Source organism: Micromonospora sp. NPDC004336 (assembly GCF_053602615.1).
Genome location: NZ_JBSGDY010000104.1, coordinates 1 through 21,863 on the forward strand (window position 1 = coordinate 1; position 21,863 = coordinate 21,863).

The following is a 21,863-nucleotide window of genomic DNA, read 5'->3' on the forward strand; positions in this document are numbered from 1 at the left end:
GCTGCGGGCGCCGCCGGTCGGGCCGGTGCGGGCGCGGCTGGTCGGGCCGGTGCGGGCCTCCACGGGGCCGAAGACGGCCACCAGGGCGGCCAGCACCACGGTCAGCATCAGCACCCAGGGCACCCGCCAGGCCAGCCAGGCGGCCGAGCCCGCCGGCGGTGTGGGCAGCCGGCCCGCCGCGTCCAGCGCGCCGACCAGCAGGATCGCCGCGGTCAGGTGCCAGAGGAAGACGGTGAGCACGACGGCGTTCACCGCGATCACCGCCTGCCAGGGGCGGGAGCGGCGCAGCCAGCGCTCCGCCGGGTCGCGTAGCAGCAGGATCAGCCCGAGCTGGGCGGTGGTCAGGGTCAGCAGCGCCAGGCTGGGCGGCGCGGCGTTGTCCAGCCGTTCGCCCGGGACGTTGAGCATGCTGACCGGGTACGGCCCGGCGGTCAGCAGCACCGTCGCGGCGAGGCCGCCCAGCAGCGCCGTCGCGCCGGCCCGCCGGGACAGCGGCAGCCGCGTGGCGCGGACACCCCGCCGCGCGAGCCCGTCCCGGCGGGCCGACGGCCGGTCGTCGGGCGGTGCGGCGCGGGCGTCACGCCACGCGAAGCCGAGCTGGTGGACGGCCAGCCAGCCGAAGACGTAGTTCGGCAGCGCCAGCTCGGCCGGCCCGAGCGCGCGCCCCAGGTCGCCCGCCGCGACCAGCGCGGCCAGCGCCAGCGGGACGAGCAGGCCGAAGCGCCGGTGCAGGGCGTACATCGCCGGGGTCAGCGGCACCACCACCAGGTAGGCGGCCAGGAACCACAGCGGGATGGTGGCGAACCAGCCGACCGTACGCACCATCGTCGCCGCGACCCCGGCCAGCGACGCGACCCCGGCCCCGGCGGCGACGACCAGGAGCAGGGCGGTCGTGGGGCGCAGCAGCCGCGCGCCCCGGTCCAGCAGCCAGGAGACGGCGTCGCCGCCCGCGGCCCGGCGCGCGGCCAGCGAGGCGGCGTTGGCATAGCCCCCGACCAGGAAGAAGACGGGCATCACCTGGGCCACCCAGGTCAGCGGGTACGCCCAGGGCAGGTCGGGCAGGGCCGAACGGGCCGTCGGCCGGCCGGTAGGGTCCTCACCGATGGTGGCGACCGCCCAGTGGCCGAGAACGACCATCACGATCGCGAGCGCCCGGAGCAGGTCGACGTAGCGCTCCCGACCAGCCGGCGTGCGTGCGGCGAGTTGCCGCAGACGGCGCATGGCCCCGAGGGTATGTCAGGCGCGAACTGGCCGGGGGTGATAACGGTTCGGTCTGCGGTCTTGAAGTCCGCCGGTTCCTGCCGTAGAAATTCTTCAGCAACATCAAACAAACTGAAGACAACTTCCCCCTGTGCCTCGTGCGGCGGCCGCCTTCCCCCATCCGGCGGCCGCCCGGACCTGATCCGAGGAGAGACCATGAACAGGCGTGACATCCTGCGGCGCAGCGCCGCCGCCGGCCTGCTGGCCACCCCTGCCGCCGGCCTGCTCGCCGGCTGCGCCACCGGTGGTGGCGACGACAAGGGCGACGCCGGCACCTACAAGGGCACCAAGAGCGAGCAGAACCCGCTCGGGGTCAAGGAGGACGCGCCCCTCGAGGTGGTGATCTTCAACGGCGGCTTCGGCGAGGAGTACGCCAAGGCCCACGAGGCCATGTACACCGAGAAGTACCCGAAGGCGAAGATCAACCACTCGGCGACGCAGGAGATCGGCAAGACCCTCCAGCCGCGCTTCGTCGACGGCACCCCGCCGGACGTGGTCAACAACTCCGGCAAGGACCAGATCGACTTCAACAGCCTGGTCTCCCAGAACGCCATCGCCGACCTGGGCGAGCTGCTCGCCGCCCCGAGCCTCGACGTCCCCGGCAAGACGGTCAAGGACACGCTGCTGCCGGGCGCCGTCGAGGTCGGCTCGTACGACGGCAAGTTCATGGTGATGAACTACACCTACACCGCCTACGGCATCTGGCACTCCACGAAGCTCTTCGCCGACCGGGGCTGGCAGTACGCCAAGACCTGGGACGAGCACATCGCGCTGTGCAAGCAGATCAAGGCGGCCGGCATCGCGCCGTGGACGTACGCGGGCAAGCACCCCCGCTACATGAGCTGGCCGCTGATCGCCACCGCGATCAAGTTCGGTGGGCCGTCCGTCGCCACCGCGATCGACAACCTGGAGCCCAACGCGTGGAAGTCCGACGCGATGAAGGCCGCGGCGGACGCGTGGCACCAGATCGTCAAGGACGGCTACATCCTCGCCGGCTCGCCGGGCCTCGACCACGTGCAGTCGCAGACCGCGTGGTGCCAGGGCAAGGCCGCCTTCATCTCCTGCGGCTCCTGGCTGGAGAGCGAGCAGAAGAAGGTCACCCCCGAGGGCTTCAACATGACGATCCAGCCGACGCCCAGCCTGGGCAGCGGCGACAAGCTGCCGTTCGAGGCGATTCGCGGCACCGCCGGTGAGCCGTTCATGGTCCCGGCCAAGGCGAAGAACCTCGCCGGTGGCCTGGAGTACTTCCGGGTCATGCTGTCGAAGAAGGGCGCCCAGGACTTCACCCGGAAGGTCGCCAGCCTGACCGTGGTGGCCGGGGCGACCGAGGGCATCGAGCTGCCGTACGGCCTCAGCACCGTGAGCAAGGCGCTGGACGCCTCCGGCAGCAACGGCTTCAACTGGGTCTACAACAACTTCTACCGGAAGCTGGAGCGCGAGCTCGTCGACGCCGCGTGCGGCGAGTTCTTCAGCGGTCGGATCGGCCCGGCCGAGTTCCTCGAGTTGTGCCAGAAGGGCGCCGACTCGATCGCCCAGGACAGCTCGATCAAGAAGTACAAGCGGGCCGCGTGACATCCGGCCGGTGGGGACGGGTCCGCACCGTCCCCACCGGCCCACGGCTGTGGGAGTAGGGCCTTTCTCGTGAAACATGGCAAGTACCCGCTGATCATCACGTTCCTGGTGCCGCCGCTGCTGCTCTACGGCATCTTCGTGCTCTCGCCGTACCTGCAGGCCTTCCAGATCTCGACCACCGACTGGCTCGGCTACTCGCCCGAGGCCAACTCCGTCGGCCTGGACAACTTCAAGAGGCTGCTGGACGACGAACGGGTGTGGAGCGCCCTCAAGAACAACGCGTGGCTGCTCCTGGTGGTGCCGGTGGTGACCATCGTGCTCGGCCTCTTCTTCGCCACGATGCTCAGCATGGGCGGTCGCAAGGGCCGGGCGGGGGTGACCGGCGTACGCGGCACGTCCGTGTACCGGATGGTCTACTTCTTCCCGCAGGTGCTCTCCGTGGTCATCATCGCCCTGCTGTGGAAAGAGGTCTACCACCCCAACAGCGGCCTGCTCAACGGTGCCCTCGCCGCCGTCGGCCTACCCACGCCGGCCTGGCTGGGTGATCCCCGGTTCGCCTTCTGGTGCGCGATGGCGGTGATGATCTGGAGCAACGTCGGCTTCTACGTGGTGCTCTTCGGCGCGGCGATGTCGGCGATTCCGCGCGACATCTACGAGGCGGTGATGCTCGACGGGGCGTCGCGGTGGACCACCCTGCGCAAGATCACCATACCGCTGCTCTGGGACACCGTGCAGGTCGCCTGGATCTACCTCGCGATCGCGGCCCTGGACGGGTTCATCCTGATCCAGCAGATGACCAACGGCGGCCCCAACTTCTCCTCCGACGTCATCGGCCTGCGGATGTACGAAACCGCGTTCGGTAGCGAGAGCAAGTTCGGCTATGCCTCGGCGATCGGCGTGGTGCTGTTGTTCCTGACCCTCTCGGTGGCGGTGCTGGCGCTGCGGGCCGCCCGGCGTGATCGGATCGAGTACTCGTGACAACCCTCGACAGGACCGCGCCCGACGGCACGGCCGTGGCGGACCGGCCGGCGCCGCAGGACCGCAAGCTTCGCCGCGATCTCGGCGTCGCCAACATCTTCTCGCACTGGTTCCTGCTGCTCTGGGGCGCGGTGACCGCGCTACCGCTGCTCTGGATGTTCCTCAGCTCGTTCAAGGACGACGGGGAGATCCTGTCGGACCCGTGGGGGCTGCCGGGCGCGCTGCGGTTCGAGAACTGGGCGCGGGCCTGGACCGAGGCGCACATCGGCCAGTACTTCCTGAACAGCGCGATCGTGGTGGCCGGATCGCTCACCCTGACCATGCTGATGGGCGCCACGGCGGCGTACGTCTTCGCCCGATACGAGTTCTGGGGCCGGCAGTTCCTCTACTACCTGTTCGTCGGCGGGATGATGTTCCCCGTCTTCCTGGCCCTCGTGCCGCTGTTCTTCGTGGTGCGCAACGCCGGTCTCTTCGGCACCTGGACCGGGCTGGTGCTGGTGTACGCGGCCTACTCGCTGCCGTTCACCGTCTTCTTCCTCACCGCCTTCTTCCGGACCCTGCCGACGGCGGTCGCGGAGGCGGCGCTCATGGACGGGTGCGGTCACTTCCGGCTCTTCTTCCGGGTGATGCTGCCGATGGCGCGACCGGGGCTGATCAGCATCGCGATCTTCAACTTCCTCAGCCACTGGAACCAGTTCATCCTGCCCCAGGTGCTGATGCAGGGCGACGACTCCAAGTGGGTGCTTGCGCAGGGGCTTGCCGCGCTGGCGGTCAGCCAGGGTTACCAGGGTGACTACAGCGGTCTCTTCGCGGGCCTGACCATCGCCACACTGCCGGTGCTGGTCGTGTACATCCTCTTCCAGAGGCAGATCCAGTCGGGCCTGACCGCCGGCCAGCTCAAGTAGGGCTCTTCCGCCGCCGTCCGGTTCCGCACATCGGCAGGGCCGGCCGGTCGGCGGCGCCCGTCGCCTCGCCGTCGAGCCCCGACGGCCGACTGCCCCGATGCCCCCGGCCGCGCACGACCTCCGGCGCGCGGCCGGGCCCGAACTAGGATGCGGCGATGCCGATCACGAACTCGGTTCCCGGTGGCGTCGCGGCGGCAGTCCGGGCGCTGGTCGACCCCGAGCACGAACGCCGACGCGAGGCACACCGGGCGCTGGTCGCGGCCGGGGCCGAGGCGGTCGGCCCGTTGGTCGCGGGGCTGCTCGACGAGGAGTCGCCGGTGGACTGGGCGCACGCGGCGGGCTCGGTGCTCAGGGAGATCGGCGCGCCCGCGTTCGAGCCGCTGGTCGCGGCCATCGCCGCCGCGAGCACCGTGGAGGTCCGGCGGCGGTGCGGTTGGGCGTTCCAGGGGTTCGGGGTGGAACTGCTGGACGCGTACGCGGCGGCGCTGTCCCACCCGAGCCCGCACGTCCGGCAGGACGCCGCCCTGGGCATCCAGTACCGGGGCGCGGCCGCCGTCCCCGCGGTCCCGGCGCTGCTGCCGCTGCTCGCCGATCCGGATCCCGATGTCCGGCAGCGCGCCGTCTGGGCGCTCTCCGCCATCGGCGCCGACGCCCTGCCGGCGCTGCACGGAATCCGGCGGCACGGCCCCGGCCGGCTGCGTGCGGGCGCGCTGCGAGCCATCGCCGAGCTGGCCGGCGAGCCGGCGTTCAGCGCGCCGGACCGGGCCGCCGTGGAGCGGCTCGTCCGGATCAAGCTGCTCACCGAGCGCCCCGGCTCGGTGGCCGGTCACGTCCCGTGCGGGTCGTGGCTGGCGCTGCCCACCGGCGACCAGGCCGCCGTCCTGGCGGCGCTGGAGCTCTCCGATCCGCGTCCGGCCACCCTGCGACTGGGCTACGCCGCGTTCGCACACGACAGCCACCGCGCCGATGAGCGGCACGCCCGCAGCCGCGTCTTCGTCACCCCCGAGCTGAACGGCTGGACCCTCGTCCTCGGCCCCTGGTACGCCTTCCGTGGTGGCCCGAAACGAGAGGCCGCGGCCTGCCGGGCGCTGAGCGAGCGGTTCGGCGCGGCCCAGTCGTACTGGTTCGACGCCCGCGGCGCCGGCTCCGCCTGGCTGGTCTGCGTCGGCGGCGAGATATTGCGGCAGTACGACGACGACAAGCCGAGGCGTGGCGTCGGCCCCCGACTGCCGGTGGAGGAGGGCCTGCTGCTGCCGCACGAGGAGCCCGACATTCCGGACGAGGCCTGGGCGTCGTGGGACCACGCCGCGCCGGACGCGGACGTGCGCTGGGCGGAGATCGCCCGCCGGTACGGCGTGCCGGACACCTGCGATGCGCTGACCGTCGCGGCCGCCATGTCGGTGGATCCGGCGGGGCTCGGCCCGAACACCGACGTGCGCGGGCACGGCCTGCTGGCGCTGACCAAGGAGGGACGCAGGCACGGCGTCGCCCCCGGCGCCCTACCCGTCTGACCCTGGCCCGCGCAGGGCGGGTACGCGTGGCGGGGCGCTCGTCCCGGCCGTCGGGGCTGCTGTTCCGGCGGGCGCGATGTCGTCAACGACCCGGCTCCACAGCGCCCGCCCTCGTCCCGGCCCCCGTCGACGATCCCGCCGGAGGCGGCGGCCCGACATCGTTCGTCCCGGCCTCCCGCCGCCTCGGCAGCCCACGACTGCGACCGTGTCGGCGGCGAGGGTCAGGCTGTCGCGGGGACCAGCAGGGCGTGCAGCGCGACCGGATCGGTCACCTCGGGCAGGTCGCGGGCGGCGAGCCAGGCCGCCGCGGCCGCGCCGTCGCCGGCCGAGCGCAGCGGCGCGTCCGGCCACCGCCGGGCTACCTCGGCCCGCACCGCCGCGGCCAGCGGGGTGTCGCCGGTCAGCAGCCCGCCGCCGAGCACGATCGGGGACGCGTCGCCCGCCGGGCGGATCCGTGCGGTGCTCTCCGCGAGGTGCGCGGCGGCCTCGTCGATCAGCCCGTGGGCGACGGGCTCCCCGTCGACGGCGGCGGCGACCACCAGGGGCGCGAGCCGGGCCAGGTCCACGGGGGGCCGCCGGGTCACCGCCTGGACCACGGCGTCGACGGTGTCCCGGGGGCGGGCCGCCACGTCGGCGGAGCCGAGCAGCTCGGTGAGCACCCCGGTCGCCAGCCGACCCGGCGCGTGTCCCCGGTCGAGGTCGGCCAGCAGGCGGCGGACCGCCTCCCGGCCCAGCCAGAAGCCCGAGCCGGCGTCGCCGAGCAGCCAGCCGTGACCGTCGGCCACCCGGTCCAGCCGCAGTTCGCGGACGCCGGCGGCGATCGCGCCGGTGCCGGCGATGACCACCGTGCCGTCCGGGCTCGCGGTGCCCGAGGCGTAGGCGACCAGGGCGTCGCCGTGCACGGCGTACGGGCAGCGCAGGCCGGCGTCGCGCCAGGCCCGGTCGAAGGCGTCCCGGCCGGCGGGGTCGGCGAGCAGCCGGCCCGCCCCGGCGAGCCCGATGGTGCCGGCCCGGACCCGGGTCGGGTCGACGTCGGCGAGCGCCTGCCGCAGGGCGGTCAGGAGTTCCGCGGCGGCCCGCTCGGCGCCGTGGCTGGTGGGGTTGCCGCCCCCGGCCCGTCCGGCGCCGAGGCGTCGCCCGTCCAGGCTCAGCGCGGTCGCGCGGGTGGACGTACCCCCGACGTCGAGGCCGAGCACGACGGTGTCGGACATCGGCACCCACCTCCTTGATCGACGTCGCGTTCATGCTGGTCGGCCCGGCGGCGTGGGGCAAGGGTCGGGACCCGCCGCTGGCTGTGCGCCAGGTAACAGTTTGAAAACTTCGCCCACGGCCGTTGACACGGAGGGCTTTCAGTAAGAACTTTTACCAGTAACAGTAAACACTCTTTCCGAAAGGTGTCCCATGGTTGATCACGAGGTTGACACCCCCGCGGGGACCGCGGTGGTCGACGCCGGCGCGGTCGACCGACGGGGCGCGTTCGGGGTTGCCTCCGGCGGTGTGCTGGCGCGGGTCCGGGCCGGCGCGGGGGAGCTGACGGGGGCGCTGCGCCGGGTCGCCGAGCACGTGCTCAGTGACCCGGAGGCGGCGGCCCGGGCCACGATCGTGGAGCTGGCCGAGCGCAGCGGGACGTCCCCGGCCACGATCACCCGGTTCTGCCGCGCCATGGGCTTCGAGGGCTATGCCGACCTGCGGCTGGGCATCGCCGCCGAGACCGGTCGGGCCCGCTCGGCGGGCTGGACCGTCGACATCGGCCGCGAGATCCAGCCGAGCGACCCCCTGTCCCGGGTGCTCGACCAGATCATGGCCGCCGACACCCGGGCCATGCACGACACCGCCGCGCTGCTCGACCTCGCCGAGGTCGAACGCGCCGCCGTCGCCATCGCCGGCGCGTCGCGGGTGAACATCTTCGGCGCCAGCGGCAGCGCCCTGGTGGGCGAGGAGATGCAGTTCAGCCTGCACCGGATCGGGGTCGCGGTCTGGGCCTGGAACGACGTGCACGAGGGGTTGGCCAGCGCGGCCCTGCTGCGCCAGGGCGACGTCGCGCTCGGCATCTCGCACACCGGCCAGACCCGGGAGACCATCGAGATGCTCGCCGAGGCGGGCAGCCGGGGGGCGACCACCGTCGCGCTGACCGGCTTCCCGCGCTCGCCGCTGGCCGAGCTTGCCGACATCGTGCTGCTCACCGCCAGCCAGGCCACCACGTTCCGCCCCGACGCGCTGTCGGCCCGGCACCCGCAGCTGGTCGTGCTCGACCTGCTCTACATCGCCGTCGCCCAGCGCACCCACGACCGCGCCCACGCGGCCTTCTGCCGCACCGCCCAGGCCGTCGACGGGCACAAGGCCGCGAAGGGGGCCACCGCATGATCAGCGCCCAGCGGTACGCCGAGGCGGTCCGCCCGGTGCTCGACCGGCTGGTCGACACCAGCGCCGACGGCATCGCCGCCGCCGCCGACCTGATCGCCGCCAGCCTGGGCGCCGGCGGCGTGCTCCAGGCGTTCGGCGCCGGCCACTCCGAGGCGTTCGCCGCGGAACTGGTCGCCCGGGCCGGCGGACTGGTGCCCACCAACCGGCTCTCCATCCACGACCTGGTGCTGCACGGCGGCGCCCCGCGCGACGTGCTCGCCGACCCGAAGCTGGAGCGCGATCCCGCCATCGCCCACCAGATCTACGCGCTGGCCACCCCGCAGCCGCAGGACGTGTTCGTGGTGGCCTCCCAGTCCGGCATCAACGGCTCGGTGGTCGAGCTGGCGGCGCTGGTCACCGAACGCGGTCACCCGCTGATCGCGGTCACCTCGGTCGAGCACACCGCACGGGTCGCCCCACGGCACCCGTCCGGCAGGCGGCTCGCCGATCTCGCCGACGTCGTGCTGGACAACGGCGCGCCGTACGGCGACGCACTGCTGCCGCTCGAGGGCGGCGGCGCGGTCTGTGCGGTCTCGTCGGTCACCTCCGCGCTGCTGGCGCAGTTGCTGACCGCAGAGGTCGTACGACGGTTCCACCAGGCCGGGAAGGTAGCCCCCGTCTACCTCTCCGCCAACGTCCCCGGCGGGGACGAGCACAACCACGCCCTCGAGTCGCGGTACGCCGGGCGTCTCCGGCGGACCGCCTGACCCCAACACCACCAAGGAGAGACGACGATGTCGATTACCCCCGAGAACCCGGCGGACCTGAGCCGCCGGACGGTGCTGCGCCGGGCTGCCGCCGTGGGCCTGCTCGCCACGCCCGCCGTCGGCCTGCTGGGCGCCTGCGCGACCAGCGGCGGCGACGAGAAGAACGAGCAGGTCGCGGGCGGCACCAAGAGCGCCACCAACCCGCTCGGCGTCCCCGAGGACGCGCCGGTCGAGGTGATCATCTTCAACGGCGGTTACGGCGAGAAGTACGCCACCGACGTGCACCAGCCGCTGTACAAGAAGGCCTTCCCGAAGGCCGAGGTCAAGCACCAGTCCACCCAGGCCGTCTCCACCGTGCTCCAGCCGCGGTTCGCCTCGGGCAACCCGCCGGAGTTCGTCAACAACTCCGGCGAGAAGCTGATGGACTTCGGCGCCCTGGTGGCCGACGGCCAGCTCCAGGACCTCACCGAGCTGTGGGACGCCCCGTCGGTCGACGACCCGAACAAGAAGGTCCGCGACACCGTGGTGCCGGGCACCGTCGAGGCCGGGTCGTTCAACGGCAAGCCGTACGTCCTCTACTACGTCTCCACCGTCTTCGGCATCTGGTACTCCGGCAAGCTGTTCAAGGACAACGGCTGGGCGCCGGCGAAGGACTGGTCCGAGTTCACCGCGCTGCTCGACAAGATCAAGGCCAAGGGCATCACGCCGTACGGCTACGCGGGCGCGAACGCGGCCTACTACCAGTGGAACGTGATCCTCACCCACGCCGCGAAGATCGGCGGCACGGACGTCATCAAGAACATCGACAACCTGGAGGACGGCGCCTGGAAGCAGGACGCGGTCAAGCAGGCCGCCGAGGCGTGGGCCGAGATCGGTGCCAAGTACGTCGACAAGAGCTTCGAGGGGCTCAAGCACACCGACGTGCAGCTGCGGCAGAACCAGTACAAGCTGGCGCTCTACCCCAGCGGCGACTGGCTGGAGGGCGAGCAGAAGAAGGACACGCCGCCCGGCTTCGAATACCAGATGATGCCCGTGCCGAGCCTGTCCGCCTCCGACAAGCTGCCGGGGACGGCGCTGCGCGCGACGGCCGGTGAGGGCTACTTCGTCTCGGCCAAGAGCAAGAACCCCCGGGGCGGCCTGGAGTACATGCGCCAGATGCTGTCGGTGGCCGGCGCGAAGGGCTTCACCGAGGTCGTCAAGGCCCCGACGGTGGTCACCGCCGGCTCGGAGGGCTACGCCTTCCCGCCCGGCGTGGCCAGCTCGCAGGGCGCCCTCAAGGCCGCCGGGCAGGACGTGTTCAACCTGTACTTCGACGGCTGGTACAAGGAGCTCGACACGGAGGCGCGTACCGCCACCAACGAGCTGATGTTCGGCCGGATCAAGGCGGACGCCTTCGTGGAGCGGATCCAGAAGCGCGCCGACGCGATCAAGAAGGACAGCTCCATCACCAAGTTCAAGCGCTGATCGGGGCGTGGGGGTCATGCGGCACGGCAAGTATCCGTTCGTGATCGGGTTCCTCTTCGTCCCGGTCACGCTGTACGTGGTCTTCGTCATCGCGCCGTACGCGCAGGCGTTCCAGATCTCGATGACCAACTGGCGGGGGCTGTCGGCCCCGCAGTGGGTGGGCTTCGACAACTACCGGAGGTTGTTCGACGACGACAGCTTCTGGAAGGCGGTCCAGCACCACGGCGTACTGCTGCTTGCCCTGCCGCTGATCACCATCGCCATCGCGCTGTTCTTCTCCTTCCTGCTCAACGTGGGCGGAAAGAGCAGCGGTGGACAGCGCCAGGGGGTCTGGGGGTCGAAGTTCTACCGGGTGGTGTTCTTCTTCCCCCAGGTCCTGGCGGTGGCCATCATCGCGGTGCTGTTCCAGACGGTCTACCGGCCCAACGAGTCCGGCCTGATCAACGGCGTGCTGATGAAGCTCGGCTTCGACCCGGTGCTCTTCCTGGTCCGGCCGAACCTGGCGCTCTGGTCGATCATCGCGGTGCTGGTCTGGCAGGCGGTCGGGTTCTACGTGGTGCTCTTCTCGGCGGGCATGGCCTCCATCCCGGGCGAGATCTACGAGGCCGCCGAGATCGACGGGGCGAGCCGGGTGACGCTCTTCTTCCGGGTCACCCTGCCGCTGCTCTGGGACACCCTCCAGGTGGCCTGGGTCTACCTGGGCATCGCCGCCTTCGACGCGTTCGCCATCGTCTCGGTGCTCTCGGTGGACGGCGGCGGCCCGGACGGCGCCACCACCGTCCTGGCCATGGAGATCTACCGCAACGCCTTCGTCTACTCGAAGTACGGCTACGCCTCCGCCATGGGCGTGGCGCTGTTCTTCCTCACCCTCACGTTCGCGGCGCTGACGCTGCGGCTGACCAAGCGGGAAAGCGTGGAGTACTGATGAACCCGCAGACGACGCTGCCGCCGACACCGGCGGCGCTACCGCCGAAGAACCTGAAGCCGGGTGCCGCGGGCGGACGCCGGGGCAGGGGCCGGCGCTCGGAGGTACGCCTCTTCGCCAACCTCGGGCACGTGGCGCTCGCGGTGTGGGCGGTCATCGTGATCGTGCCGATCCTCTGGACCTTCCTCGCCTCCTTCAAGAACACCACGGAGATCTTCAGCAGTCCGTGGACCCTGCCGGCCGAGCTGCGCTTCGAGAACTACGCCCGGGCCTGGAACAAGGCGAACGTCGGGCGCTACTTCATCAACAGCGTGATCGTGGTGGCGTTCAGCACCTTCGGCACGATGCTCCTCGGCTCGATGGCCGCGTACGTGCTGGCCCGCTACAAGTTCTGGGGCAACCGGGCGATCTACTACCTGTTCGTCTCGGGGCTCGCGTTCCCGGTGTTCCTCGCCCTCGTGCCGCTCTTCTTCGTGGTGAAGAACCTGGGGCTGCTGGACACCCACACCGGCGTCGTCCTGGTCTACATCGCCTACTCGCTGCCGTTCACGGTCTTCTTCCTGGCCGCGTTCTTCAAGACGCTGCCGTCCTCGGTGGCCGAGGCGGGGATGATCGACGGCTGCTCGCACACCCGGCTGTTCTTCCGGGTGATGCTGCCGATGGCGAAGCCCGGCCTGATCAGCGTCGGGATCTTCAACATCATCGGCCAGTGGGGGCAGTACCAGCTTCCGCTCGTGCTGCTCTCCAACGCCAAGGAGAAGTGGGTGCTCACCCAGGGCATCGCGGACATCTCCGTCAACGCCGGCTACGAGGCCGACTGGTCGGGGCTGTTCGCCGCCCTGACCATCGCGATCCTTCCGATGATCGTCGTGTACGCGATCTTCCAGCGCCAGATCCAGTCCGGCCTCACCTCGGGCGCGGTGAAGTGACCGGCCGGCCGGGCGGCCGTACGGGGCCGCCCGGCCAGTCCTGGCGGGGAACCGGTCGAGCCCGCCCGTGGTGCTGATCCTGTCCCGGCGGCCTGCGGCCGGGTGACGGCCGGCGACCGGGCCGGGGCGCGGCGGTGCCTTCGGCGACCGCTCACGTCGGGTGTCACAGGGGCGAGGCAGAATCACGTCCGTGCTGGTGGCGGTGGTGGGCGACGACGGGGGCGGGGGAGTGCTGTGCCCGCTGCGGCCCGACGGGCTGCCCGCCGGGCCCGCCGAGCCGGTCGCCGACCTGGCCGCCGCCGTCGCCGCCCGGGAGGCCGCCGACCGGCCGCGGTGGGTCTGGGCGTCCGGCGCGACGACCTACCCGCCGCTGCTGCGCGCCGGGGTGCGGGTGGAGCGCTGCCACGACGTGGAGCTGACCGAGGCCCTGCTGCTGGGGCACGCCGGCCGCTGGGGCGAGCCCCGCGCGTTCGCCGCGGCCTGGGCCCGCCTCACCGGCGCGCCGGTGCCGGCCGACCCGCCGCCGCGCCCGGCCGCGCCGCCCGGCCACGGGCAGGGGGCGCTCTTCGACGCCCTGCCCGGCCCGCCGGGGCCCGGCATCGAGGCCCTGATCCGGGTCTACGCCGACCAGCTCGCCCGCATCGCCGCGACGGAGCACCCCGGCCGGTTCCGGCTGCTGGTCGCCGCCGAGTCGGCCGGCGCGCTCGTCGCGGTGGAGATGGGCGCGGCCGGGCTGCCCTGGCGGGCCGACGTGCACGACGAGATCCTCGCCGAGCTGCTCGGCGAGCCGTCCCCGGTCGGCGGCCCGCCCCGCCGGCTGGCCGAGCTGGCCGCGCGGATCGCCGCCGCGTTCGGCGTACGCCAGTTGCACGCCGACTCCCCGGCGGAGCTGCTGCGGGCGTTCGCCCGGGCGGGCGTGGACGTGCCCAACACGCGGGCCTGGGTGCTGCGCGGGGTGGACCATCCGGCGGTGCCGCTGGTCCTGGAATACAAGGAGCTCTACCGGATCTGGACGGCGCACGGCTGGGCCTGGCGCGACGCCTGGGTGCGCGACGGCCGGTTCCAGCCGGAGTACGTCCCGGGCGGGGTGGTCTCCGGCCGCTGGGCCACTCGGGGCGGCGGCGCGCTGCAGATCCCGAAGGTGATCCGGCGGGCGGTGGTCGCCGACCCGGGCTGGCGGTTCGTGGTCGCCGACGCCGGCCAGTTGGAGCCGAGGGTGCTCGCCGCGGTCTCCGGCGACGCCCGGCTGGCGGCGGCCGGCGGGGCCGGCGACCTCTACGCCGCCCTCGCCCAGGACGCCTTCGGCGGCGACCGGGCCCGGGCCAAGCTGGCCCTGCTCGGCGCCATGTACGGGCAGACCGGCGGGTCGGCGGTGCCGGCGCTGGCGGTGCTGCGCCGCAGCTACCCGACTGCCTTCGGCTACGTCGAGGCGGCCGCCCGCACGGGCGAGGCGGGTGGGCTGGTGCGTTCCTGGTTGGGCCGCACCTGTCCGCCGGGCACCGCGGGGTTCGGCGACGGCGAGGAGGCCGATCCCGACGCCGGCGGCGACCCACAGTCGCCGCGCGCCCGGGCGGCCCGGTCCCGGGGGCGGTTCACCCGCAACTTCGTCATCCAGGCCACCGCCGCCGAGTGGGCCTCCACGCTGCTGGCGACGCTCCGCGCCGAGCTGGCCGGCAGCCCCGCCGAGCTGGTCTTCTTCCAGCACGACGAGGTGATCGTGCACTGCCCGGCGGAGCAGGCGGGCGCGGTCGCCGGGGCGGTCACCCGCGCGGGCGAGCGGGCGGCCGCGCTGCTCTTCGGCGACACCCCGGTCCGCTTCCCGCTGGACCTGTCCGTCGTGGACTGCTACGCCGACGCGGCGTGACGGGCCCGGTCAGGAGACGGCGGATCCGGGGTTGGCGGCGTCCCACGCCTGACGGGATTCGGCGATCGCGTCCTTGTGCGCCAGCGACCAGTCGGCCAACTGCCGCACGAGGTGCGTCAGGCTCCTGCCGCGCTCGGTCAGCTCGTAGGTCACGGTGACCGGGACGGTCGGGTACGCGGTGCGCAGCACCAGGCCGTCGCGTTCCAGCCGGCGCAGCGTCAGGGTGAGCATCCGCTGCGAGATGCCGTGGATGCCCCGCTGGAGCTCCCGGAACCGCCGCACCCCGGAGGAGAGCTCGACGATCGCGAGCACCGACCACTTGTCGCCGATGCGGTCGAGCACCTCGCGGATCCCGCAGTCCGGGTGCTCGGGCAGCCCGCAGGGTGCGAGCGCCTCGGTTACCGCCGTGTGCCCTGCTGACATGGAAGTGCCTCCTTGTGCCCGGTTCCGTGGTTCCCGACGATGAGGTTAGTTCCGACTCAGTACCAGACGGAAGGCTGATCATGCTGCTGGTCACCGGTGCCTCCGGGCACCTGGGCTCCCTCGTCCACGCCGGGCTGGTCGAGCGCGGTCTCGCCCCGCTCGCCGGCACCCGTACCCCCGACCGCTTCGCCGGGGCCGGTCGGCGGATGGACTTCGACGACCCGGCGGGGCCGGACCTGGCGGGCGTACGCACCCTGGTGCTGGTCTCGGCCGGCTACGGCGAGGACGACGTGGTCATCGCCCGCCACCAGCGGGTGATCGCCGCGGCGGAGCGGCACGGGGTGGAGCACGTGGTCTACACGAGCCTGGTCGGCGCCGGCGACCACCTGGCGTTCGCGCTGGCGCACCGGTGGACCGAGCGCCGCCTGCGGGAGAGCACGCTGCGGTGGACGATCCTGCGCAACGGCCTCTACGCCGAGTTGTTCGGCCAGTTGGCGGCCCCGTTCGGCGGGGCGGTCACGGCCCCGTTCGGCGCCGGCGGGCTGGCCGCGGTGGCCCGGCGGGACCTGGCGGAGGTCGCCGTGCGGGTGGCCGCCGAGCCGGCTGCCCACCACGGTCGCACGTACGAGCTGGCCGGGCCGGTGGCGCTCACGGCGGCCGACCTCGCCGCCGCGCTGGGGGTGCCCTACCGGCCGGAGCCGCTGGGCGCGCGGCGGGCCGCGCTGGCGGGGGCGGGCCTGCTGCCGTTCCAGCCGGCGATGCTCATGTCGATCTACTCCGCCACGGCGGGCGGCTTCCTCGCCGGGACCGACGGCGACCTGGCCAGGCTGCTGGCGCGTCCGCCCCGCGATCCGTTGCCGGTCGCCGTGGCCGGCGCGACGGGGGCGTCCTGACCGGACGGACAGTCCGGGAGCGGCGATCCGGCGGGGTTGCCGATCGGTAACAGTTGCACTATTTTCCCCTTTCGCCCCGCTACCCGGCGTGCCCCGCCCTCGTTGCTCCCGATGTCCGTACGACGGAGCGGGCCGTGCCCTCGCGACACGGCCCGCTCCACGGTGGAGGGGGCCCAGCTGAACCGGATCGCAGGAATGATCATCGCCGCGGGCGGGGGACGCCGCATCGGTGGCCCGGAGGCCCTGCTGCACCAGGGGGAGAAACCCCTGGTGAACCGGATGATCGATACGATGACCGAGGCGGGCTGCGAGCGGATCGTGGTCGTGCTGGGCGCGGCGGCCGACCAGGTCCGCGAGACGGCCGACCTGAGCCGGGTCACGGTGGTGATCAACCGGGCGTGGGGCACCGGCGTCGGCTCGTCCATCCGCGCCGGCCTGGCCGCGCTCGACGACGACGGCATCGAGGCGGTCGTGGTGGTGCCGGTCGACATGCCCGGCCTGACCGCCGCCGCCGTCCGCCGGGTGACCGCGCTGCCCTACCCCGACGTGCTGGTCTGCGCCACCTACGACGGGCTGCGCGGCTACCCGATGCTGTTCGGCCGGCGGCACTGGTCCGGCATCGCCACCCTGGCCAGCGCGGACGTCGGCGCGCGACCCTACCTGCTGGCGCACAAGGACCAGATCGTCGACATCTCGTGCGACTCGGTCGCCGACGGCAGCCGGGTCGACACGCCGGAGCTGATGACGCTCTACGGGCTGACCGTCCCGCCCCAGCGCGTCGGCGTCTAGGTCGGCCCGGTCGATCCGCGGCGGGCGCGGCCCGGGCCCCGCCCGCCGGCCCGGATCAGTGGGTGACGCGGACCGTGTCCTCGAACCGCGGATATTCACACGTCTCCGGGCCGCACAGCTCGACGCCCACGTTGACCAGCGCCATGCCGGGTCGGAAGGGGGCGTCGCCGGGCAGCGCCACCACCCGCGAGGTCACGTCGTAGGGCCGATCCGCGCAGGGGAGGGGCGCCGAGCCGCCTCCTTCCACCAGGCTGTTGCCCGACCGCTGCCTGACGACGACCTCGATGGCGCCGGTCATGCCGGCCGGGCACGTCACGGTGAGGGTGACGTCCACGGCCACGCCCCGGGCGACCAGGGTCGCGGACTTGACGTCGACGGTGCTCGCGGCGCTCGCCGGCGTCGGTGTCAGCACCGCGAACAGCGAGAGGGCGAGCAGCGCGAGGGTGGTCAGGCTACGGCGCACGCGATTCTCCTCTTGGGAAGGCGGTCGTTCACCTGCTCCCACCATAGACCGCCCGACACACCCGGTCACCGGTCGACGACTGTCCGATCGGCGATGTCCGCAGTGGGTCGTGCGCGGGGTTGTCGGTGACGCCTGCTGCCAGGAGGGCCGCTCGTTCTCGGCCCTGATCGACAGCTCGTCCTCCGTGACCGATCACCGGCCCGGGGCGCGGTCGTAGGGTTCTGCTGTGACAACTCACCGGATGCCCGCCGCGGAGGTGCCGGTCTCTGTCGAACTGGTGCGCCGCCTGCTCGATGAGCAGCACCCCGATCTGGCGGGCCTGCCGGTCGAGGTGCTGGCCAACGGCTGGGACAACCTCGTGTGTCGGCTCGGTGAGGAGCTCCTGGTCCGGTTGCCTCGGCGCGCCGTGGCCGCCGAACTCGTCGCCCACGAGCAGCGGTGGCTGCCGGAGCTGGCCGGTCGCCTGCCGCTGCCGCTGCCGGTGCCGGCGCCGGTGCGGGTCGGGCGGCCGACGGCGCAGTACCCGTGGTCATGGAGTGTGGTGCCGTTCTTCCCGGGCCGGATCGCGGCGAGGTCGGAGCCCGACCACCTCTGGTCGGCCGCGGCGGCGCTCGGCGGTTTCCTGGGTGCGCTGCACGCCCCGGCCCCGTCGGAGGCGCCCGTCAACCCGTTCCGCGGGATTCCACTGGCCGGGCGCGCCGAGGGAGTCCTGACCGGGCTGGCACACGTCGATCCGGCCGACCGCGCCGCCGCGCTGCGGGTCTGGGAGGCGGCCGCCGCCGCACCCGCGTGGGACGGTCCGCCGCTGTGGCTGCACGGGGACCTGCACCCGGCCAACATCCTGGTCGACCGTGGCCGGATCAGCGCCGTGATCGACTTCGGTGACCTCACCTCGGGCGATCCCGCCACCGACCTGTCCGTGGCCTGGATGCTGTTCCCGGCGGAGCAGCGCGCCGTTCTCCGACAGGCGTATGGCCGCGCAGACGACGCGACCTGGGCGCGGTCGCGTGGGTGGGCGCTCGCCCTGTCCCTGGTCTTCCTGACGCACTCGGCGGACAACCCGCTGATGCGCGGCATCGGCGAGCGCGCCTTCCGCGCGGTGCTGAACTAGCCGAGACTCGGAAACTCATCGTCCGCGTGCGTGCCGAACTCCGCGACGCGCTCGTACCGGCTGATCCGGCCGTTCCACTCCGCGTCGGATTCCTGCCCGCCCCGGTGCCCGGTCGCGACGGGACCGGTCGCCGTACCGGGCTCCGCCCGCCCGCTCGCCCGCCGAGACGCCCCACAGCACCAGCGCCCCGAGCAGCGCCGCGCCGGGCGCCACGGCCAGCCCGTACCGGAGATCGGCCGACACCAGCGGGCCGGCGAGCGCGGAGCCGGCGGCGCTGCCGATCACGAACGCCGTGGCCACCCAGGCGAACGCCTCGGCCACCGTCCCCGGCCGCGCCAGCCGCTCCGCCGCGAGGAAGACCGCGGTGAGCACGGGCGGCAACGCCAGCCCGCTGACCACCAGCAGGCCGGCCATCGGCAGCGGGCCGGGGGCGAGCAGCAGCGGCACGTATCCCACGGTGAGACCGGCGGCCAGCAGCGGCAGCCGGCCCGGGCCGCCCGGCCGCGCCCGGGTGTAGAGCAGCCCGCCGGCCAGCGCGCCCGCCGCCTGGGCCGCGAGCAGCCAACCGCTGAGCCGGCGGTCGCCGGCCGCCTCCGCGTAGCCGGTCACCGCCACCGCGATGCTGCCGACCGCCGCCCCGACGCCGATCACGGCGGCCACCATGACCGTGAACCGGGGCACGCGCAGCGGGCCGGCCCAGTGCCGCGCCGCCGGCACCCCACGCCACGCCCGGACGGCGGGCGCCGTCGCGTACGCCGCGGTGCCGACGAGCTGCGCCAACGCGGCGGCGGCCAGCCCGGCCGACGGCCCGCCCACGGTCACCGCCAGCACGGTGGCCAGCGGACCCACCACGAAGATGACCTCCTGCACGGCGATGTCCAGGGTGTACGCCGTCGGCACGGCGCTCGCCGGGAGCAGGCCGGGCCAGAGGGTGCGCAGGCAGGCCTCCAGCGGCGGCGTACCGAGCCCGGCCACCGCCGCGCCGACCATCGCGCCGGTCAGGTGCCCGCCGCTGAGCGCCACCGCGCCGAACCCGAGGCCGGAGAGCACCGCCGAGCCCCACAGCACCGGCGGCTGCCGCCAGCGGTCCACCGCCCGGGCGAGCAGCGGCGTGCCCACCGCCATGCCGGCGGTGTACGCGGCGACGAGCAGCCCGGCGGTGGTCAGGCTCAGGGACTGCCGGGCGAACAACAACAGCGCCAGCGGCCCGCTGGCGGTGGGCAGCCGGCCGACCTGGCTGCTGACGAGGACGCGCAGGACCTGGGGTGCGCGCAGCACCATCCGGATCCCGGGGTTGCCGACGGACATGAGGCATCGCTCCCGGTGCGTTTCCGGGCGGAGAAAGGGTGGGAGGAACCGGGAGCGGTTCAGGGAGCGAAGTCGGCCCGCTCGTGGTCGTTGCCGTAGAGCGGCAGCGCGGGCGTGATCCACCGCGCGTACGCGGCAGCGACGGCCTCCACCGGGATCACCCGCCGACGATAACCCACCGGCCGACCGCCGCGCCGCCCCGACCGATCACCCGCCGCGGGCGCCGGTGCCCTCGTCGGCCCGACCGGCGTGGCGCCGCCGAGCTCGTGTTCCGGGGTGGAGCCCCGCGCCCCGACACCGGGGGCGTCCCCTGCCTGCGACGAGGCGGGCCCGGCGGCACCGGCCGGGTCAGCCGTCGATGTTGAAGCGCTGCAACACCGACGGGGCGACCAGCCCGAGCGCCGCGAGCACCGAGATGGCGGTCAGCACGGCCCGGACGACGACCACCTCGGTCTTGCTGCCGGCCCGCAGGGCGATCTTGTTGGGCAGGCCGATCGGCGTCCACATCCGACGCTTGATCGGGATCGGCCAGAGGATCGGCACGCCGGCCCGGGTGATCATGTCGCCGAGGATGTGCACGAAGCAGCCGACCCCGACGGCGGTGCCGATCAACGGGTAGCCCCGGCCGCCGGGCAGGTTGGCGAAGGTGAACCAGGCCGCCGCGGCCGACGCGAGGGTCACGATCACCCAGCCGGCCCGCTCCGCCCACTTGTCGAACAGCCCGCGCAGGGCCAGGCCGAACATGAAGAACAGGATGCCGATCACCGCCCACTTGCCGTACGCGGCGCAGAGCGCGGTGGTGCCCCAGCCGACCAGCACGGTGAACGGGATGGTGTGGGTCAGCGTCCGGTGGCCGTTGTTGCGGCGCGGGTCCTTGCTGAGCTTGGTGGCGTAGTAGACGCCGAGGGAGACCTTCTCCATCACCTCGGCGATGAACAGCGAGAACACGCCGAAGGTGCGGGCGACGGTCGCCCCGCCCTGGTTGCGGGTCACCTTGCCGGAGAGGTCGAGGTCGGGGAAGAGCGCCCCACCGGCGCAGACGGCGGTGCCGACGGCGAGCTCCAGCGGGGTCTGGTGGTAGTTGGCGAAGTGGTCCAGCGCCCAGGACCCGGTCAGCCACACCGCCGCGCCGGACAGCGCGTGGGACGGTCCCATCATGTCGGCTCGCCCTCCCCAGGGATCTTGAGCGCCAAAGCTACGCCACTGTAGTTCGCCGCCGTGGCGCAGGGGCATCACCCGGACGGTCCACAGGGGGCGGTGCCGGGGAGGGGGTGCGCGGCACCGCCGGGCCACCAGGAATTATCGCCGGTAGGTGGGTGGGCGGCGGCGTTCTGTCGGCCAGGCGACGGTGTGCCGCCCGGCGGCGCGGCACGCCGTCGCGGGCGGCCGTCGTCCCGTTCAGCAGGCGGCGCCGCCGGCCGCGAGGAGGTTCCCCTCGGGGATGGTGATCTTCTGTCGGGTCGTGCCGGGCCGGGTTGCGGCCCGGCGGGCCAGCGCCGGGCCGTGCTCCCGGCGGGTGGCCCCGTAGGTGGCGGCGGTCCGGGCCGCGATGGTGGCCCAGCCGTACCGCCGGCCGACCATGGTGCGGGCCCGCCGGGCCACCCGCCGGGCGAAGACCTCGTCGCCGACGAGCCGGTCGACCGCGCCGGCGAGGGCGTCCGGGTCGCTGTGCGGGAACGTCACGCCGGTCACGCCGGGCTCGACGATCTCGGCCAGACCGCCCGTGCGGGCCACCGCGAGCGGCGCGCCGGCCGCCGCCGCCTCCAGCGCCACCATCCCGAACGGTTCGTAGAGGCTGGGCACCACCGTCGCGTCGGTGGCGCCGAGCAGCGCCGGAAGCTGGGTGGCGTCCATGAAGCCGGCGAAGCGTACGGTCTGCCCGAGCGCGAGCCGGCGGGCCTCCTCCTCCAGCTCGGTGCGGTAGGGGCCGTCGCCGGCGATCACCACGCGCAGGCCGGGGTGCCGCTCGCGCAGGTACGGCACGGCGTGCACGAGGTGCTGCACGCCCTTCTCGTAGACGAGCCGGCCGGCGTACCCGACGAGGGGCCCGTCGCCGGCGAACCGGTTGCGGGCCTCGGCGACCGCTCGGGGGCGTGCCCGCCAGGCCCGGTCGTCGACCCCGTTGGGCACCACGTCGATCCGGTCGGCCGGCACGCCGAACAGCGTGGTGACCTGGTCGCGCATGTATCCGGAGCAGGCGATGACGCGGCCGGATTCGTTGGCGAGCCAGTGTTCGACGCCGTGGATGGTGCGGTTCATCTCGTCGGGGAGCCAGCCCTGGTGTCGGCCGGCCTCGGTGGCGTGGATGGTGGTGACGAGGGGGATGTCGAGGTGTTCGCGCAGGGTGATGGCGGTGTG

20 protein-coding genes are annotated in these 21,863 nt (G+C 73.3%); 13 read left to right on the forward strand and 7 right to left on the reverse strand.

Annotated elements, in window-relative coordinates; genetic code table 11:
• Positions 1–1,221 (reverse strand): acyltransferase family protein (locus ACWENR_RS20345; protein WP_452278547.1); only part of this gene is annotated, 1,221 nt, incomplete at its 3' end.
• Positions 1,222–1,416: 195 nt separating this feature from the next.
• Here ACWENR_RS20345 and ngcE (ACWENR_RS20350) point away from each other — a divergent pair.
• From ngcE (ACWENR_RS20350) to ACWENR_RS20365, 4 genes are all read left to right on the forward strand, one after another.
• Positions 1,417–2,832 carry an N-acetylglucosamine/diacetylchitobiose ABC transporter substrate-binding protein gene (gene ngcE, locus ACWENR_RS20350; protein ID WP_452278548.1) on the forward strand — a complete coding sequence of 472 codons (1,416 nt, stop codon included), beginning with the start codon at positions 1,417–1,419 and terminating at the stop codon, positions 2,830–2,832.
• Between the two features lie 69 nt (positions 2,833–2,901).
• Positions 2,902–3,810: a carbohydrate ABC transporter permease gene (locus tag ACWENR_RS20355; RefSeq protein WP_452278549.1), complete on the forward strand. Its 909-nt coding sequence runs from the start codon at positions 2,902–2,904 to the stop codon at positions 3,808–3,810.
• Entirely contained in the window at positions 3,807–4,715 is a 909-nt protein-coding gene (locus ACWENR_RS20360) for a carbohydrate ABC transporter permease (protein WP_452278550.1), read from the forward strand. The genes ACWENR_RS20355 and ACWENR_RS20360 overlap by 4 nt, the downstream gene beginning before the upstream one ends.
• Before the next feature lie 155 nt (positions 4,716–4,870).
• A complete protein-coding gene (locus tag ACWENR_RS20365) occupies positions 4,871–6,226 on the forward strand; it encodes a HEAT repeat domain-containing protein (protein ID WP_452278551.1) in 1,356 nt (451 codons plus the stop codon).
• Between the two features lie 221 nt (positions 6,227–6,447).
• Here ACWENR_RS20365 and ACWENR_RS20370 read toward each other — a convergent pair whose 3' ends face one another.
• A complete protein-coding gene (locus ACWENR_RS20370; RefSeq protein ID WP_452278552.1) occupies positions 6,448–7,437 on the reverse strand; it encodes an N-acetylglucosamine kinase in 990 nt (329 codons plus the stop codon).
• Between the two features lie 190 nt (positions 7,438–7,627).
• Here ACWENR_RS20370 and ACWENR_RS20375 point away from each other — a divergent pair, with 190 nt between their 5' ends.
• The 6 genes from ACWENR_RS20375 (at position 7,628) to ACWENR_RS20400 (ending at position 14,518) form a co-directional block, all read left to right on the forward strand.
• A complete protein-coding gene (locus ACWENR_RS20375) occupies positions 7,628–8,590 on the forward strand; it encodes a MurR/RpiR family transcriptional regulator (protein WP_452278553.1) in 963 nt (320 codons plus the stop codon).
• Complete coding sequence (locus tag ACWENR_RS20380; protein ID WP_452278554.1) at positions 8,587–9,336, forward strand: sugar isomerase domain-containing protein; 750 nt, start codon at positions 8,587–8,589, stop codon at positions 9,334–9,336. The genes ACWENR_RS20375 and ACWENR_RS20380 overlap by 4 nt, the downstream gene beginning before the upstream one ends.
• A 27-nt stretch (positions 9,337–9,363) precedes the next feature.
• The gene (ngcE, locus tag ACWENR_RS20385; protein WP_452278555.1) at positions 9,364–10,800 is read left to right on the forward strand and encodes an N-acetylglucosamine/diacetylchitobiose ABC transporter substrate-binding protein; all 1,437 of its coding nucleotides are present in this window, start codon (positions 9,364–9,366) and stop codon (positions 10,798–10,800) included.
• Positions 10,801–10,816: 16 nt separating this feature from the next.
• The gene (locus tag ACWENR_RS20390; RefSeq protein ID WP_452278556.1) at positions 10,817–11,725 is read left to right on the forward strand and encodes a carbohydrate ABC transporter permease; all 909 of its coding nucleotides are present in this window, start codon (positions 10,817–10,819) and stop codon (positions 11,723–11,725) included.
• A complete protein-coding gene (locus tag ACWENR_RS20395) occupies positions 11,725–12,654 on the forward strand; it encodes a carbohydrate ABC transporter permease (protein ID WP_452278557.1) in 930 nt (309 codons plus the stop codon). Before ACWENR_RS20390 ends, ACWENR_RS20395 begins: the two co-directional genes overlap by 1 nt.
• Before the next feature lie 160 nt (positions 12,655–12,814).
• The gene (locus tag ACWENR_RS20400; RefSeq protein ID WP_452278558.1) at positions 12,815–14,518 is read left to right on the forward strand and encodes a bifunctional 3'-5' exonuclease/DNA polymerase; all 1,704 of its coding nucleotides are present in this window, start codon (positions 12,815–12,817) and stop codon (positions 14,516–14,518) included.
• A 9-nt stretch (positions 14,519–14,527) separates the two neighbouring features.
• Here the strand turns inward: ACWENR_RS20400 and ACWENR_RS20405 are convergent, their stop codons facing one another.
• Positions 14,528–14,941: a winged helix-turn-helix transcriptional regulator gene (locus ACWENR_RS20405; protein ID WP_452278559.1), complete on the reverse strand. Its 414-nt coding sequence runs from the start codon at positions 14,939–14,941 to the stop codon at positions 14,528–14,530.
• A gap of 80 nt (positions 14,942–15,021) precedes the next feature.
• On the opposite strand from ACWENR_RS20405, the gene ACWENR_RS20410 reads away from it, so the two are divergent.
• Together ACWENR_RS20410 and ACWENR_RS20415 are read left to right on the forward strand one after the other, a co-directional pair.
• The gene (locus ACWENR_RS20410) at positions 15,022–15,834 is read left to right on the forward strand and encodes an NAD(P)H-binding protein (RefSeq protein ID WP_452278560.1); all 813 of its coding nucleotides are present in this window, start codon (positions 15,022–15,024) and stop codon (positions 15,832–15,834) included.
• Between the two features lie 195 nt (positions 15,835–16,029).
• Entirely contained in the window at positions 16,030–16,623 is a 594-nt protein-coding gene (locus tag ACWENR_RS20415) for a nucleotidyltransferase family protein (protein WP_452278561.1), read from the forward strand.
• A gap of 55 nt (positions 16,624–16,678) precedes the next feature.
• Here ACWENR_RS20415 and ACWENR_RS20420 read toward each other — a convergent pair whose 3' ends face one another.
• Complete coding sequence (locus tag ACWENR_RS20420; RefSeq protein ID WP_452278562.1) at positions 16,679–17,086, reverse strand: hypothetical protein; 408 nt, start codon at positions 17,084–17,086, stop codon at positions 16,679–16,681.
• 226 nt (positions 17,087–17,312) lie between these two features.
• On the opposite strand from ACWENR_RS20420, the gene ACWENR_RS20425 reads away from it, so the two are divergent.
• The gene (locus ACWENR_RS20425; RefSeq protein ID WP_452278563.1) at positions 17,313–18,197 is read left to right on the forward strand and encodes an aminoglycoside phosphotransferase family protein; all 885 of its coding nucleotides are present in this window, start codon (positions 17,313–17,315) and stop codon (positions 18,195–18,197) included.
• A 15-nt stretch (positions 18,198–18,212) separates the two neighbouring features.
• Here the strand turns inward: ACWENR_RS20425 and ACWENR_RS20430 are convergent, their stop codons facing one another.
• From ACWENR_RS20430 to ACWENR_RS20440, 3 genes are all read right to left on the reverse strand, one after another.
• Positions 18,213–19,505, reverse strand: a complete 1,293-nt coding sequence (locus ACWENR_RS20430) for an MFS transporter (RefSeq protein ID WP_452278564.1) — start codon at positions 19,503–19,505, stop codon at positions 18,213–18,215.
• Positions 19,506–19,853: 348 nt separating this feature from the next.
• Complete coding sequence (locus ACWENR_RS20435) at positions 19,854–20,663, reverse strand: metal-dependent hydrolase (RefSeq protein WP_452278565.1); 810 nt, start codon at positions 20,661–20,663, stop codon at positions 19,854–19,856.
• 240 nt (positions 20,664–20,903) lie between these two features.
• On the reverse strand, positions 20,904–21,863 hold a 960-nt coding region (locus ACWENR_RS20440; RefSeq protein WP_452278566.1), incomplete at its 5' end, for a glycosyltransferase family 4 protein.

Bases quoted from the DNA above. Each gene is read 5' to 3' on its own strand.
- ACWENR_RS20370 (WP_452278552.1), bottom strand. From the start codon at position 7,437: ATGTCCGACACCGTCGTGCTCGGCCTCGACGTCGGGGGTACGTCCACC.
- ACWENR_RS20390 (WP_452278556.1), top strand. From the start codon at position 10,817: ATGCGGCACGGCAAGTATCCGTTCGTGATCGGGTTCCTCTTCGTCCCG.
- ACWENR_RS20435 (WP_452278565.1), bottom strand. From the start codon at position 20,663: ATGATGGGACCGTCCCACGCGCTGTCCGGCGCGGCGGTGTGGCTGACC.
- ACWENR_RS20405 (WP_452278559.1), bottom strand. From the start codon at position 14,941: ATGTCAGCAGGGCACACGGCGGTAACCGAGGCGCTCGCACCCTGCGGG.
- ACWENR_RS20380 (WP_452278554.1), top strand. From the start codon at position 8,587: ATGATCAGCGCCCAGCGGTACGCCGAGGCGGTCCGCCCGGTGCTCGAC.
- ngcE (WP_452278555.1), top strand. From the start codon at position 9,364: ATGTCGATTACCCCCGAGAACCCGGCGGACCTGAGCCGCCGGACGGTG.
- ACWENR_RS20365 (WP_452278551.1), top strand. From the start codon at position 4,871: ATGCCGATCACGAACTCGGTTCCCGGTGGCGTCGCGGCGGCAGTCCGG.
- ACWENR_RS20395 (WP_452278557.1), top strand. From the start codon at position 11,725: ATGAACCCGCAGACGACGCTGCCGCCGACACCGGCGGCGCTACCGCCG.
- ngcE (WP_452278548.1), top strand. From the start codon at position 1,417: ATGAACAGGCGTGACATCCTGCGGCGCAGCGCCGCCGCCGGCCTGCTG.
- ACWENR_RS20375 (WP_452278553.1), top strand. From the start codon at position 7,628: ATGGTTGATCACGAGGTTGACACCCCCGCGGGGACCGCGGTGGTCGAC.
- ACWENR_RS20415 (WP_452278561.1), top strand. From the start codon at position 16,030: ATGATCATCGCCGCGGGCGGGGGACGCCGCATCGGTGGCCCGGAGGCC.
- ACWENR_RS20430 (WP_452278564.1), bottom strand. From the start codon at position 19,505: ATGTCCGTCGGCAACCCCGGGATCCGGATGGTGCTGCGCGCACCCCAG.
- ACWENR_RS20410 (WP_452278560.1), top strand. From the start codon at position 15,022: ATGCTGCTGGTCACCGGTGCCTCCGGGCACCTGGGCTCCCTCGTCCAC.